Genomic DNA, 15,104 nt, shown 5'->3' on the forward strand with positions numbered 1-15,104 from the left:
TCCTCTCTTATGCTCGTTTTTGATAGTTTTTTTCTTCTATCCACATCGTATGAACTTTATTTCTTAATCTTTTTAACTGCTCGATTTGTATATTTGCCTTATCATTTAATTGCGGAGTTATAATTAAAATATCTTGACCGTTCAATCTACTTTGAACATCCTGTTCTAAAAGCTGACCAAAAGTAACACTTGGTGCCAACTGCAAACGTGCTAACTGCTCATACAATGCTTGTAAATGAACCTTTCCTTTTAGTGGCTTTATTCTTATAGGCTTTCTTTTATTACGGACACTCTCCGCTCCCTCAGTTACATAGGAATTACAATATAGTCCAACAGCTAAGCCATTATTAATCATAAATGTTGCCAATGTAGCCGCATAGGATATCGCTTTTTCCAATTGTTGTTCATACCTCTCTTGGTTCCAATTTTCTTCCTCTTGATCAAAATTGATATAAAGGAGAAAATCATAATTTGCGGTAAAGTCCCTTTTATTCACTTGAAGCTCACCGGTCCTTACAGTCGCTTTCCAATTAACTTGCTTCATTGTATCGTTTGTTCCATACCGTCTCACTCCTGAAACGATAAACGGGTCCTCAATAATCCAACGCTTTACAATCGTATCTCCCTGCCAGCTTGATGAAGGCAGTGGAAGCTCAGACATCTTTAGTAGTTTAGGATAAACGATTATTTCACAATCTACGTGGATGGTTTTGAAGTTTTGAGATATCCCAAGTAAATCTCCACTTGTCATCGTTACAGTAGGAAGCGAATAAAAGCCTCTTTTCATACAAGTCACTTGATGTCTCCGTTTAATTTTTTGGAAAGGAGCTAAAGTAAACAAGCTTCTATGAAATTGGTCTCCAACAACATTTAAATTTTCTTGTGAACCAAATCTTAAATTTGGATGCATTCTAGATTCTAATCTTATCCATGGTAATGGTAAAAGCTTGTAGTTCGATATTTCTTCTGTCATTACCGTTTTTTGCCCCTCAAAAACCTTTGGTTGATTAATATAACGACTATAATGCATTTTGGACAATGCCCATTTACTATAAATAACGACCTGTACGAAGACGATTAGACTTAATATAATAATAAAAGATGGGATAGCCATCATAACAAGTGACTTCCTTTTTCTTTAAAATCCCCCTCGACTGGAGCTTTTACACTATTGATAATTCCCTCTAGAATTTGCTCATTTGTTGCTGTTTGTTGATACAATTGATTGGAAACGATTCGGTGACTAAGAACAGGTAAAGCCATTTTTTTGATATCATCTGGCTCTACGTAATCTCTACCTTGAAGAATTGCATATACTTGTATTGCTTTTAGTAGAGCTTGGCTGCCTCTCGGACTAACTCCTAATTCAATATCAGGGTGTGTCCTCGTTTTCTCAACAATATCCATTAAATAATTCAAAATATCGTCATTGACATATACATCTGAATAAACGTCTTGAGCTTGAATCAAATCATGTTCATTCACTATTGCTTCTATAGTCGATAAAGGACTTTTTTCCTTGAATCTTTTTAATATCTCTATCCCTTCTTCCTTACTTGGATAACCCATCGATATTCTAATTAAAAAACGATCGAGTTGAGCTTCAGGTAACGGAAAAGTTCCTTGGCTTTCAACAGGATTTTGAGTCGCTATAACCATAAATGGTCTCGAAAGTGAATGAGTAACACCATCTATCGTAACCTGCCGTTCTTCCATACATTCTAATAAACTCGACTGTGTTCTAGGTGTTGCACGATTAATTTCATCCGCTAAAACGATATTTGAAAAAAGTGGGCCTGGCCGAAATTCAAACTCTCCACTTTTTTGATTATAAAATTGAATTCCAGTTAAATCAGTCGGCAATAGGTCGGGAGTAAATTGTATACGATTAAATGAGGTTCCTAACGATTTAGCCATTGTTTTTGCAAGTACGGTCTTTCCTGTTCCAGGAACATCATCTAATAATACATGGCTCGATGAAAACAGGGCGACTAACATTAAATCAATGATTTCATCCTTTCCTACTATCACTTGATTAATAGACTTTTTAATAGAGGTGGCTAATCTCTCTACATCTCTAATTTCCATTATAATCTCCACTCCTCATTTCTTATGTTTGTAAGAGCTTACATATCCTCTTAAGTACCTTTTGACAAAAGTGGATAAATTCCTCTTTATTATTTAAATGATTTTCGTCATCCTTTACTTAACTGAATCCATTTCATCATTCCTATCTTTTAATGAAGACGGAGCGATTAGGTTTTTGATTTTCACTTTAGGTAGATGCTTTCCCAAGGGCTTGTCTTCAGCTAACTCTGACTATGCAGAGCTTCGTCAGAGTGGATCTTCAAACGGCGCTCTTCCTTTGGGAGTCACTACCTACCGTTTCAATCAATAAGTGAATTCAAAAACAGTCAAGACATTTTCATAATGAAAATCGAGCGATTAGGTTTTTGATTTTCACTTTAGGTAGTTGCTTTCCCAAGGGCTTGTCTTCAGCTAACTCTGACTATGTAAAGCGTCGTCAGAGTGGATCTTCAAACTGCGCTGATCCTTTGGGAGTCACTACCTATCGTTACAATCAACAAGTGAATTCAAAAACAGTCAAGACACTTTCATAATGAAAATCGAGCGATTAGGTTTTTGATTTTCACTTTAGGTAGTTGCTTTCCCAAGGGCTTGTCTTCAGCTAACTCCGACTATGCAGAGCTTCGTCAGAGTGGATCTTCAAACGGCGCTCTTCCTTTGGGAGTCACTACCTACCGTTTCAATCAACAAGTGAATTCAAAAACAGTCAAGACATTTTCATAATGAATGGTCGGTTTCGTTCCCTTATAGAGCAATGATGAAATTCACTCAACTTAAATGTGATTAAAAATCAAAAAGCCAAAGTGACAACTTTGACTCCTTCATCATTTTATCATTTTTTAGATGTTTACCAAGCAGCTATACAGCCATCCGTTCTTGATTCTGTTCCTCCTTGTAGAACTCCAGTATCCGGATCTCTCCAAATAATTTGCCCTCTACCAAACAACCCTTCATCTAGATGAAATTGTATATCGTGACCTTTTGCTTCTAGTTGCTTAGCCATATCGATTGAGAATGAGGGTTCAACAAAGACTTCTTTTTCTTTTTTCCACATCCAGCGAGGAGCATCTAAAGCAGATTGAGGATTAAGCTTAAAATTTATCGCATTCATAATAACCTGTAAATGTCCTTGTGGCTGCATAAATTCACCCATGACACCGAAAGGGCCTATTGGGTTTTTACCTTTTGATAAAAATCCTGGAATGATGGTATGGTACGTTCTTTTACCAGGCATTAACGCATTGGCAGCCTCTTTATTTAAAGAAAAATTATGACCTCTGTTTTGCATAGCGATACCGGTATTAGGTACAACTATTCCTGAGCCAAAGCCATTATAATTACTTTGTATAAAAGAGACCATATTCCCTTCACGGTCGGCTGATGCAATATAGACCGTGCCACCACCTAGTGGGTTTCCTGGCTTCGGAAGATGCGCATACTCTTTTATTTCTGCTCTTCTCGTCGAAATATAGCTGTCAGAAAGTATATCACTTGCAGAAACTTTCATCTCTTTCTCATCTGTAATATGAGCCATCCCATCAACAAACGCTAATTTCAAAGCCTCTATTTGCTTATGATACGTATCAATATTTTCCTTTTCTTTAAAATTAAATTCCTCTAGTATCTTTAATGCCTCTAATGCTATAAGGCCTTGACCATTGGGGGGAATTTCCCAAACCTTATATCCTTGATAATCTATTGATATAGGATTTACCCAAATAGGTTTATAGCTTTCTAAATCGCTTTTTCTCAAAAAGCCATCATGCTTTTGGAAGAAATCATCTATTAGCTGTGCAAGATTTCCTCTATAAAAAGATTCAGATTTAGTTAATGCGATTTCACGTAATGTTTTAGCGTGATTTTTTGAGCTCCAAATTTCGCCCATCTGTGGAGCTCTCCCCTCTGGAGCAAACGTATCAAACCAATGCTGAAATTCCTCTCCCTGACAGGCATTTTTATATTTGGTGTAAGCTCTATTCCAATATTTCGCCAACGTTGGTGAAAGAGGAAAACCATTCTCTGCATATTCTATGGCAGGTTGTAATAATTCTTCAAAAGGTAGCACACCAAAACGGTTTGAAAGCTCTGCCCATGCTCCGGGACTTCCAGGAACAGTAACTGGTGTCATCCCTAAACGAGGTAATTCATCCGTATAGCCAAGTTTATTCACGGCATCTATCGACAGGGATTGAGGTGCTTGCCCGCTTCCATTTAAGCCGTAAATTTGGTTATTCATCCAAACGATAGCAAAACAATCAGAGCCGATTCCATTCGAGGTTGGTTCAACTACCGTTAAACATGCAGCAGTTGCGATTGCTGCATCTATTGCATTTCCACCTTTTTTCAAAATATCTAATCCTACTTGAGCTGCCAATGGCTGAGAAGTAGCGACCATTCCATTTGCTGCATATGTCACATTTCTTTTTGAAGCATAAGGATAGGAAAAAGCATCATAAATCGCCAAAGAATACATCTCCTTTCTGTCGTTCATATGAAGATAATAGGCATCTTAAATAAAATAAATCATTAAAAACAATTTCATTTTGTTAATATTCAGTATAATTAAATTCCTTTTAGTCGTCCAGTTACTCTATAAAAATTATTAATAAACTTATATATAGTATAAAAAAACGGGATTTTTTCACATAGCTTCACATTTTATAGATATATAGTCCTATATCCTTTGTTTAAATCGAGGAAATTTATACAGATATCGACAAAAAACACATGTATTCTTTCTTTTTTATAGTATAATATATCTGTGAAATTAGTTCTATTTATGATGCATGAACATGTATCCCTACATTCTTTTTGGCAGATTTATATCTCAAAGCTATTAACCTCTGAAAGAATGTTGTTTTTGGGTTGCCAAGAAAAGAATTTGGCTACCCTTTTGTAATGGCTGCAGTTCTATCCTCATCATTTAAGACCTCACATTTATTAAAATACATTACACCATTACACCAAAGAACCACATACAAACGTTAACGAAAAGGAGAGCCAAAAGAATGATTGTTGTAGACAAGAAAAAATATAATATGGCTATTAATGAAGGTGCAAAACAAGTCCAAGTTCAAGTTCACGGACTAATGAGAGAGGAAGATGCGGCAGAGTATATGGTCGATTTGCAAGAGACCATTAACAAAGTCTCTAAACAAAATTATACCTTTGTAGTTGATGGTACACACCAGACTCCTGTACCTTCAAAGGTTGTCCCTCAATTAGAGCAAACGATGCAATTTTATTGTAGTTTAGGATTTAAAGATGTTCTAGTTATAAAGCCTACTTCAAAAATTGCTCAGGTACAAATTAGAAATGCTCTGAAAAGAATTGATTTTACCGGTACATTTGTGGATAAATTACCTCATTCCATCTGATTATCAAAGTAGTCACATATAAAACTCAAGCAGAAAGGAAGGATTAAAAAGGTGCAAACAACTATAGGTCTTTATAACTATCAAATCATTACTAATGAGCAAGTTGATTTAAAAAAGAAGGCAGCTGCTTGTCTCGCTCTTTCATTTATCGGAGTAGATGTATCTGGGAAATGGGTACAGGAACCGATGGTCGGTCGACTAAACATTAATTATGAGGATTTTTATCAATTTACTCTTGATTACTTAGACTCTACGATTGAGCAAGGTTTTTGTGCAATAGCCACTGATGATCAGAATCAAGTAGTGGGTGTTCTTGCAGGAGATACTAACAAATTAGAGATTATCGGTGAAGATATTTTTGAAGGTGATTTTGCTGATATGAATGTCATCTTAAGAGTTTTAGAAGATGTAGACGAACGATTTATCGAAGATTATCGTAATCGAAACGGGAAAGATATTGAAGATGGAGAGCTTCTTCATCTATTCATGCTAGGAGTTATAGCAGAGCATGAGCGTCACAGCATCATTCAGCAATTAGGGGACATGCTTATCCAAAAAGCAATTCTACAAGGATTAAAGGCTGTATTAGGTGAGGCTACTAATCTAAAATCAATGCGAGTAATGGAAAAGTATCATCAAATGGAAAAATATAAAGATTTGAATGGTCAATATATTGTTCACAGCTATCAAGATAACAATAAACTAAAGGAAATCCCTGCAGATATCGCTGATGGAACTTACATGATTATAAGAGAATTATCATAATTTATTACTCATACAAGATAGGAGATTGTTTATGTTAGAAGCTATTATGCTAGGTTTAATTATCGTATTGTTAGCAAGTTCACTATATTTTGCTTTTCGCTACTTTTCTCTTAAAAAACAAGAGGCTATCCACAAGGAAATTTTAAACAGCATTCAGGAGTTATCATCAGGAAAAATGATAGACAAGGTTGATGAAAAAAACCCAAATCACCTTCCTATTAACTCTTTTATCGACTATTACAATAATGAAAGAGTGGCATTAACTTCCTTCTCTGATGGTGTCCATGAAAAGGGCCAAAACCTTTCAGAAATTGGTGAGCACGCCTCTGAAAAAGCAGATATTGTTAGAGCAGCTATTGATGAAGTCGGTAGAGGGTTAGAAGATCAGTTGCTCGTGACAGAAGAAAGTGCTGCATCTATGGAAGAAATGACGCAAGCTATAGAAGATTTATCCGTAAGATCAACACAAATTTCTGATCAATCCAACACAACTTTGAATTTAACTAGTGAAGGAAATGATAAGCTTAAGGTTTCATTAGAGAAAATGTATCAGTTTAATCAAACGGTTCAAAACACTTTTGATGGTATTAATAAGCTAGGAGAAAAATCACAAGAAATCGGCAAAATCGTAAAGGTAATCACAGGAATTTCCGAGCAAATAAATTTATTAGCATTAAATGCAGCTATTGAAGCGGCAAGAGCAGGTGAACACGGTAAAGGATTCGCTGTTGTAGCTGATGAGGTAAGAAAGTTAGCTGAGCAATCAAGCAAATCTTCTTCTGAGGTATCTGATATTGTTAAGAACATACAAGTTGAAACAGATGTAGTTGTTCAATCTATGCAACAAGGGACAGATGAGTTTAAAGAAACAAATGATACGATTGTAGAGGTTGGTTCAATGTTCGAACAGATTTTATCGACTACAAAAATTATTGCTGAAAATAATGAGAATTCCTCTGCTAGTACTCAGGAGCTATCCTCTGCTTCACAACAAATTATGAAAACAATTGTGGAAATTGCTGAAATTTCTCGTGAATCTGTTGAGATGTTTGAAGAGCTTATTGGAATAAATGATGAAGAGCTTGTCACGATGCAAAAGTTAATTAATGAGGCAAGCGGTCTTGTCGAATTAAGTAATGAAGTCAATTCTTTATTTACTAATGAAGAAACTGTTAGTGCAGACTTAATAGAAGCCGATCAAAAGGCACAAGCTGTATAACCCTGTTTCACTTAATGAAACCGATGACGGGACAAAAAGATTTATGAAGTAGATATAAAAATGAGGATGATTGTAGGTATAAAGGAGGTAAACAATGAAAGATATACAAAAATTGTTTCCTAGTATGGATGGAAACAGCCTCCAAAAAGAGGAATTACTATCCTATATTGATTTACTACTAAGCAAAATCGATGAATTAAAGGATCCAGATAAGCTAACACTTGGGGCTATGCCGACGTATACAGACGATTATTACCATACTTTAATAGATAAAGCTGGGATTCCTCAACAGGGAGTGTCAATGGAAGACGTTTTGCATGAGCTACTAAATTCTATAGAAGGCCACCGTTATGTAAATAGAAATTATGTAGCCAATGCAGCTCCCCTACCTAACATTGCAAGTATTCTTGGAAACTTAGTTATGGTCCTCGTGAATGGAAATAACCTTTGGGATGTTGAAGGACCAGCAGCTGCATCAGCAGAAATAAAAATTACTAGCATGCTATCAAAGCTTATTGGTTATGATGAATCGAGAAGTGCAGGTTATACAACTTGGGGAGGACAAGGAGCGGTATTTAATTCTTTGCGATTAGCCATATCGAGATACTCTCCTTCCTCTAATCAATCAGGAATTCCGAACAATTTATATTGCTTTTGCTCTGAGCTTTCTCATTACAGTTTATTTAAATCAGTTGAAGCGACTGGCATTGGTGTTGAAAACCTAATTCGAGTTAAAGTAAATCATGATCATTCCATAAACCTAACCGATTTAGAAGAAAAAATGAACGAGGTTATTAATAAAGGTGGAATTCCACTCTATATACTTGCTACCATGGGGACAACTGATACTTTTGGAATTGATGATTTAGAAGGAATTAAAGAACTATCAGAACAGTTAGAACAGATACACGGAATACACCCTATTTATATCCATGCTGATTCAGCTATGGGCGGAATGTATACTTTTTTTAACGATTATGATTTTATCAATAATCCATTAAATTTTGAGGATGAAGTACTCCTTGTTTTAAACAAGTATCAAGAGAAATTTAAGCATATAAACCTTGCCGATAGTTTGGTTTTTGATTTCCATAAACTTGGGCAGACACCTTATACGACCAGTCTATTTCTTATAAAAAATCGGGACTATTTAAAATATGTAGATTTAGATGAAGAAGAAACCCCTTATGTAGGTAATCGAGGCTACGGTAGCTACCATACCAATTATACACTTGAGTGTTCAAGAATGGGGAGCTCTCTAACGATCTATTCATCGTTACTCGCCTTTGGTATAACAGGCTATCAAGAGCTGTTAGCCAACTATATTCGAGTTAACCTAGCCTTTAGAAAGAAGCTAAAAGAAGAGATTGAAACGGTAGCTATTACAAATGAAGTTTCACCTATCACTACCTTCCGTTTTTATCCCGAAAGGCCTAAATGGACTGAGGAGTTAAATGGACTGTTAACGATAGAAGAAATGCTCGAAATTAATGACTATAATAGTGAATTTGCAGAAGTACTCGGTCTTGAAAGAGAAACGATTTATTTTGGTAATACGAGTAAACAGTGCTTAGTAGAAGCGATAAACTCAAATAAAAGAGTCTCTATATATGCTCAAAAATTCTTCACGATCTCTCCTTACTCAACGGTTGAAGAAGTGGATCGCTATGTTCAATTTATTAAAACCCATCTAAATATCTTCCAACGGACAAGAAAAATAGAAAATGTCCTTAAATAATTAAAAAGCTTTTTTTAGGATTGATACCTAAAAAAAGCTTTTTTTCATTTATCTACATTTAAAGATTCACTGGATTTTATGAATGGAAAACTGAAAAACCTTACAAATTACTTTAACTTATCCGCTATAATAGAAGCCGCTTTTTTAGGATTAAAACGATAAAGGAAGTCCATTAACTTAGAGTCCTTCCCAGCTAAAACTCGGTATTCATTGTTAGCTGTACCATTTACAATCATTTCAGCTGCTTGCTGTGGTGTTAGCAACTTCTTCATTTGCTCAGCACTTACCTCTTTCTTCTTACCAGTATCGGCTCCTGAATTTTTAGTTATATCAGTACCAACTCCTCCAGGGAAAACGACCGTAACATTTACATTTGTATCCTTAAGCTCTGAATGTAACCCTTCTGTCATTAACTTTACCGCTGCCTTAGAAGCTCCATAAATCGACTGACCTGGAACAGGCAAAAAGCCTCCCATACTCGCAATATTCGTAATATGAGCAGTCGGCCTTTTTAATAAATAAGGTAAAAAAGTTTTGACCATATACAGAGTTCCGTAAAAATTAACATCCATCACTGTTTTTATTTTTTCATAATCTAAATCCTTAACGTGTACAAAGGGCTGGATAATTCCAGCATTATTAATAATAGCATCGATGTTTCCATGATGAGAGATAATTTGCTCTGGCAAGGACTCTACTATCTCTCTCTCTGTAATGTTGACAACATGGATAGAAACGCTTTCTTTTCTTTCACCTGCTAATTCCAACGTTGCTTCTAATCCTTGTTTGTTCAAATCAATTGCTGCTACTCGAGCTCCCTTTGATAGTAAATTAAGCACTAACTCTCTACCTATCCCACTTCCTCCACCCGTTACTGCAAAAACCTTACCTTTTATTTCCACTTACATCAACCTCCCTTTAGTCAAAAGAAATAATGAACAAATGTTGTTTTTTTATATTCTTTCTACAGTATAATAAGGAAAAAAGACTACTTCAATCAGCAAAGAATGCTTGCTTTGTACCTTATTAAACAAACCACTTTCCATTTGTTCATTAAAAAGGAGGAGTTCGATGTCTAATCGATCTAAAGATAGAAGAATAGTAAAATCTAAAAAGGCACTTAAGAGTGCACTGATATCTTTAATGAAAATAAAAGAATTTAAACAGATTACGATTACAGATATTGTCCAAAAAGCGGATCTAAATCGAGGCACCTTTTATAAGCACTTTCAATACAAAGAAGATATCCTTGATGAAGTGATGGATGATGTCATAACTGACTTTATCGATTGTTACCGAGAACCCATAAAAAATAAGGAGACTTTCCAAATTTCAAAGCTAAATTCTAAAGCTATTTTTATTTTTGATCATGTCCTAGAATATTCGAGCTTTTACTCACTTATCGTTCACTCCAATGCTTTAATTGGCTATCACCGTAAAATGTATACTATTTTTAAAGATTTAATATTAGAAGATTTCCTTGATGTGATTCCAACAACTGTTATCAACAAGGAATTGATTGCTAGCTATCACTCCTACGCTATTATTGGGATCATCATTGAATGGATTGAAAATGATTTTAATTATTCATCTACTTATATGGCCGAACAATTAGTTGAAATTGTGCAATTGAACCGGCAATAGGGGCATAACTATATTTCTCTTATAGGTGAGTAAAAGTCTAATCATTAGCACAAAGCTCTCCATCAACATATTCTAGTCGTCCGTATAACATCAATTTATCAAAATAAAAAACCTATCGACTCTCTCGCTTACGAGATTTGTCGACAGGCGCTTCCGCTTTTAGAGATAACGATACTCTCTACCTCATACGAAATTTATTTTATAATCTTTCTAAATAATGAGGTCGTTAATTTATTTTGTTTATAACGTACTCCTATATCAAAACTTGTTGTTTGATTCAAGATACTCTTTCTGTGTGAAAATGTATTAAAGCTTTCAAACCCATGATAAGCTCCCATTCCGCTTGCCCCAATGCCACCAAAAGGTAAGTGAGGAGTTGCTAAATGCATAATCGTATCATTTACACAGCCTCCACCAAAGGAAAGATGATTCATAAACAATTCTTCTACCTTTTTATCTTCTGTAAATAAATAAAGAGCTAATGGATTAGGGTGTTCTCTAACCATGTCTAATACCTCAGTGTTTTCTTTATAGCTAAAAATAGGTAGTATAGGTCCAAAGATTTCATCTTCCATAATGGAGGAGTTTATTGAGACGTTATCTAGAATAGTAGGCTCTATTTGAAGAGAGCTTTCATTTATTCCACCTCCGATTAGCACATCACCTTCTGATAAAAAGCTAACTAGCCTTTCAAAGTGTTTCTCACTTACAATCCTTACATATTTCCCTTTATTTACTTTATCTTTCATGAACTGCTTGATTTCCTTTTTTAGATAGTGAATTAATTCATCCTTTACCGTTTCATGGACTAGTAAATAGTCAGGTGCTACACACGTTTGCCCTGCATTTAAAAATTTACCGAATACGATTCTTTTAGCAGCAAGCTTTAGCTTCGCTTTTTTATCAACAATTAACGGACTTTTTCCACCTAGCTCTAAGGTTAAAGGAATTAAATGTTTGGAAGCAGCTTCCATTACCTTTTTTCCAACAGCTACACTACCTGTAAAGAAAATATAATCAAAATGCTCACTTAACAAAGCCTGACTTACTTCCTTTTCACCCTCTACTACAGCAATATATTCTTCTGGAAAAGTAGACTTTATTATATTGGCTATTGCTCTCGATGTATTAGGTGTCCATTCAGATGGCTTAATTACTGCACAATTCCCAGCTGCCATTGCCCCTACAAGAGGTGAAAAAGCTAATTGGGCTGGATAATTCCATGGTGCAATGATGAGGGCTACTCCATAAGGCTCATATTGTATATATCCCTGTGAGCCTATATGTGTCGCGACCGTTTTAACCTTCTCTGGCTTGGACCATTTAGGAAGATGTTCAATCATATAATTAATTTCCTGATAAACCATTGCCAATTCTGTCATAAAAGCCTCAGGCTTCGATTTGTGCAAATCTTTAAAAAGCGCATCAAATAATAAATCTTCATTTTCTTCAATCGCAACTTTTAACTTTTTAAGCTGTTCAATTCTAAACGATACATCTAATGTTTTTCCTTCGTAAAAATAACGCTTCTGCGAATTTCTTAATTGTGTAAACAACCGCTTACCTCCTCTTTGATAAACATTATTTTCTTCCGTAATCTGCTTTAATTTCTCCCCATTTTTCAGTTTGCCACTTAATAATTTTATTTGAATAAGAGTTCTCTTTTAGCCAGTTCTCCGCTCTTTCCACTAGACTCCAAATATACTGAGTTTCTTCATTTTTTACCAAGGTTGCATTTGCCCTTTTTTGCTTGACCCACTTTATTCCTGTTATAGAATCTGAATAAATCGGTTGATTACTCCCTATTTTTTGTAAATAAGCTAAACCATGGACAATCGCTAGAAATTCCCCCATGTTATTGGTTCCTATAGGAATTTCATCATGACTAAACAGAATCTCTCCTGTTTTTGTATTCACACCCTTATATTCGATAATACCAGGGTTTCCACGCGATCCAACATCAACTGAAATGCTATCCCAAATAATTTCCTCTGAATCTAATGAGAAATTGGATAAATCTGCTTTTTTAGCTGATTTCTTTTTTAATTTGAAATTGCCATCAAAAGCCGCCTTCGCTTCTTCTATGCTTGGAAAAGATTTAAACCTAGCCCCTTGATATCCTTTTACTTGCTCTTCACACTCTTTCCATGTGGTAAAAATTCCTTTTTTTCTTCCTTCCCAAACAACATAAAACTTCTTTTTGCTCAAAAAAGACACCTACTTTATATAATTTGCTTCTAATCAAATAGTAACAATGACTGTGACAATTCACAAATTCTAGGATTATATTCTTTAAGAAAACATTTTATACAGCACTCTTATTATTACGTTTAAGTTTCTTTTTTTTGATTAAAATAATTAATAAAAAGGAGGTTTGAACATGCTTATTGATATTGACGAAATTCGTACAGTTAAAGAGGCTGGAGATTTGATCGCAACAGTTGATGAAAAGCTCTACGCCTTAGTAGAGGATAAAGGTGATAAATATCCCTTTCATCTCGTATGCCTTCAAACTTTTTCAGTCATACAGAGCTATGATTCTTTACCCTCAAATACTGAAATCGAAGAAGATGTAGGAGTCGAAATTCATGATGTTTATGATCATGAACGAGCTTCAATAAAGATAAAATAAACTATTGTAGTGGATATTCAGATAATTGAACAAATTCAAATCCAAGCTCTTTTAGTTGAGGAATAGCTGCCTTGACTCCTTCAAAGGTCTCTGAGTTCGGCTGATTCATATGTAACAATGCAATATCACCAGCCTCGGCCTCTAACAAAGACTTTTCTACTTGTGCGGAGGAAAATGTTGCACCTGCATCTCCTAAAATAGAATAATTGACCACTTCTAATCCTAGCTCTTCTACAATTTGCACGGCAACCTCATCATAAAATGCTGTTCCCGCTCTAAAATAAGCAGGAGGTTCTCCCGTTAGCTCTGTAATAGCCATTTGATTATGAAGTACTTCCTCTATAATTCCCTCAACACTTTCTGTTCCTTTAATACCCCAAGCTTCTTTTCCCTCTATTGATAAAGGTAAATGATCCGTTCCATGGTTTTGAATTTCAAAAAGAGGGTCCTTAACAAGCTCTAAAAAAATTTCTTTGTTAGCAGAAATCCAACGTTCATTGATAAATAAAGTAGCAGCAATGTTTTCCTCACGAAGAAAATCAATTAATTCTCCATCATATAAATGACCATGAGAACCTCCACATGCATCAAAAGTTAAAGCGATAACTTGGTCGTTTGTTTGAAGTTTGGTTTTCACTCCTGTAACAAACTCTCCCCATTGCTCGGCCTTCACATCTGAATAACGCTCAATATCAAAGTTTTCCTTTAGATTTTTTAACTCGTTAAGCATTGTATCTATATCACTTTCGGCATTTTCTTTTTGTTGTTGCTCTTCGTCGTTCACACTTTTTTCCGTTTCATTTCTATCATGATTTTCTTCTAGTTTATTTTTTATGTTTTCTTCTATCATACTTTCTTCTGCCACCTCTTTATCAACACTACTCGAGAAGAATATGAATAATACGATACCTATACTAATGACGATGAGGCTATAAATCATCAAATGAATCCATAATTTCATTAACTAGTACTCCTTCTAGATAAATAGGACAAAACCCTAAGCACCAACATTTTGGGACTTAGGGTTCCTCTCTACTCTTTATTCGATGAATGACCGGTTTCTAAACCTTCTTGCTGTTCTTCATACCAGTTATCAAGAACCTTAGCATCCATCACCTTTTTTTCTATATACTTTATTTGTGTCTCTGTGAAAAGGCCATGCCAATCTAATTTTAAATCTGAAACAGTTTGAACAATGGTTAACAACTCTTGCCAAGCAACGTATCTTTTATACCAAAAAAACTGAGGCTGTTCAGTCATATAAGGATATAAATCATCGAATTCCGTATGCTTACAATCAATTGTCCGTTCAAATTGTAACTTTGCCGCAGCCAATCTTTCTTCAAAGTAAGCTTGCCACTGGTTGTTCTCCATATCCGTCCCTCCTGCTATGCTAATAAAGCACCACTTAGTTGTAACTTGCTTTTATTTTACCATGTTATCAAAACATTCTAAATAGAATTTCTTGATCAATTTTTGACAATATTTAAAGAACAAAGTTCCCTAAGGGAATGAATTTAATGAGGTATAGTTTTGGAAGCCAGTACTAATGTAAGACAATTATCATTGAAGAAAACAAATCATTGAAGCTCAAATGAGAGTAGAACTTGATTAAAAAATACTAAATAAATAACGTTATAT

At 35.1% G+C, this 15,104-nt stretch carries 14 protein-coding genes; 6 read left to right on the top strand and 8 right to left on the bottom strand.

Translation table 11 applies throughout. The features are described from left to right. Positions 1–7 precede the first annotated feature (7 nt). The 3 genes from AZF04_RS18100 to AZF04_RS18110 all read right to left on the bottom strand — a co-directional run bounded on the left by AZF04_RS18100 (position 8) and on the right by AZF04_RS18110 (position 4,483). Positions 8–1,117 (bottom strand): DUF58 domain-containing protein, encoded by a 1,110-nt coding sequence (locus tag AZF04_RS18100; RefSeq protein WP_235600027.1) that lies wholly within the window; start codon positions 1,115–1,117, stop codon positions 8–10. Beyond that, on the bottom strand, positions 1,114–2,088 hold the full coding sequence (locus tag AZF04_RS18105; RefSeq protein WP_061949973.1) for an AAA family ATPase: 975 nt from the start codon (positions 2,086–2,088) through the stop codon (positions 1,114–1,116). The genes AZF04_RS18100 and AZF04_RS18105 overlap by 4 nt, the downstream gene beginning before the upstream one ends. 847 nt (positions 2,089–2,935) lie before the next feature. Continuing rightward, positions 2,936–4,483: a gamma-glutamyltransferase family protein gene (locus AZF04_RS18110; RefSeq protein WP_412459222.1), complete on the bottom strand. Its 1,548-nt coding sequence runs from the start codon at positions 4,481–4,483 to the stop codon at positions 2,936–2,938. Positions 4,484–5,096: 613 nt separating this feature from the next. Here AZF04_RS18110 and AZF04_RS18115 point away from each other — a divergent pair. The 4 genes from AZF04_RS18115 to AZF04_RS18130 all read left to right on the top strand — a co-directional run bounded on the left by AZF04_RS18115 (position 5,097) and on the right by AZF04_RS18130 (position 9,187). After that, entirely contained in the window at positions 5,097–5,465 is a 369-nt protein-coding gene (locus AZF04_RS18115) for a hypothetical protein (protein WP_061949975.1), read from the top strand. Positions 5,466–5,516: 51 nt separating this feature from the next. Continuing rightward, positions 5,517–6,230, top strand: coding sequence for a hypothetical protein (locus tag AZF04_RS18120; RefSeq protein WP_061949976.1), 714 nt, complete (start codon positions 5,517–5,519; stop codon positions 6,228–6,230). Positions 6,231–6,261: 31 nt separating this feature from the next. Continuing rightward, complete coding sequence (locus tag AZF04_RS18125) at positions 6,262–7,449, top strand: methyl-accepting chemotaxis protein (protein ID WP_061949977.1); 1,188 nt, start codon at positions 6,262–6,264, stop codon at positions 7,447–7,449. 94 nt (positions 7,450–7,543) lie between these two features. Further along, a complete protein-coding gene (locus AZF04_RS18130; protein ID WP_061949978.1) occupies positions 7,544–9,187 on the top strand; it encodes a pyridoxal phosphate-dependent decarboxylase family protein in 1,644 nt (547 codons plus the stop codon). Between the two features lie 107 nt (positions 9,188–9,294). Here AZF04_RS18130 and AZF04_RS18135 read toward each other — a convergent pair whose 3' ends face one another. Further along, positions 9,295–10,089 carry an SDR family NAD(P)-dependent oxidoreductase gene (locus AZF04_RS18135; protein WP_061949979.1) on the bottom strand — a complete coding sequence of 265 codons (795 nt, stop codon included), beginning with the start codon at positions 10,087–10,089 and terminating at the stop codon, positions 9,295–9,297. A gap of 169 nt (positions 10,090–10,258) precedes the next feature. Between AZF04_RS18135 and AZF04_RS18140 the strand changes: the two genes are divergently transcribed. Further along, positions 10,259–10,831 carry a TetR/AcrR family transcriptional regulator gene (locus AZF04_RS18140; protein ID WP_061949980.1) on the top strand — a complete coding sequence of 191 codons (573 nt, stop codon included), beginning with the start codon at positions 10,259–10,261 and terminating at the stop codon, positions 10,829–10,831. Positions 10,832–11,025: 194 nt separating this feature from the next. On the opposite strand, the gene AZF04_RS18145 is transcribed toward AZF04_RS18140, so the two are convergent. After that, positions 11,026–12,387, bottom strand: coding sequence for an aldehyde dehydrogenase (locus AZF04_RS18145; RefSeq protein ID WP_061949981.1), 1,362 nt, complete (start codon positions 12,385–12,387; stop codon positions 11,026–11,028). A 25-nt stretch (positions 12,388–12,412) separates the two neighbouring features. Beyond that, positions 12,413–13,039 (bottom strand): ribonuclease H, encoded by a 627-nt coding sequence (gene rnhA / locus AZF04_RS18150; protein WP_061949982.1) that lies wholly within the window; start codon positions 13,037–13,039, stop codon positions 12,413–12,415. A 172-nt stretch (positions 13,040–13,211) separates the two neighbouring features. Between rnhA and AZF04_RS18155 the strand changes: the two genes are divergently transcribed. Beyond that, complete coding sequence (locus AZF04_RS18155; protein ID WP_061949983.1) at positions 13,212–13,463, top strand: hypothetical protein; 252 nt, start codon at positions 13,212–13,214, stop codon at positions 13,461–13,463. A gap of 1 nt (position 13,464) precedes the next feature. On the opposite strand, the gene AZF04_RS18160 is transcribed toward AZF04_RS18155, so the two are convergent. Together AZF04_RS18160 and AZF04_RS18165 are read right to left on the bottom strand one after the other, a co-directional pair. Then, positions 13,465–14,424 (bottom strand): polysaccharide deacetylase family protein, encoded by a 960-nt coding sequence (locus AZF04_RS18160; protein ID WP_064504229.1) that lies wholly within the window; start codon positions 14,422–14,424, stop codon positions 13,465–13,467. 71 nt (positions 14,425–14,495) lie between these two features. After that, positions 14,496–14,837, bottom strand: coding sequence for a hypothetical protein (locus AZF04_RS18165; protein ID WP_045477802.1), 342 nt, complete (start codon positions 14,835–14,837; stop codon positions 14,496–14,498). Positions 14,838–15,104 lie beyond the last annotated feature (267 nt).

This window comes from Alkalihalobacillus trypoxylicola (assembly GCF_001590785.1).
GTDB lineage: Bacteria > Bacillota > Bacilli > Bacillales > Bacillaceae_D > Alkalihalobacillus > Alkalihalobacillus trypoxylicola.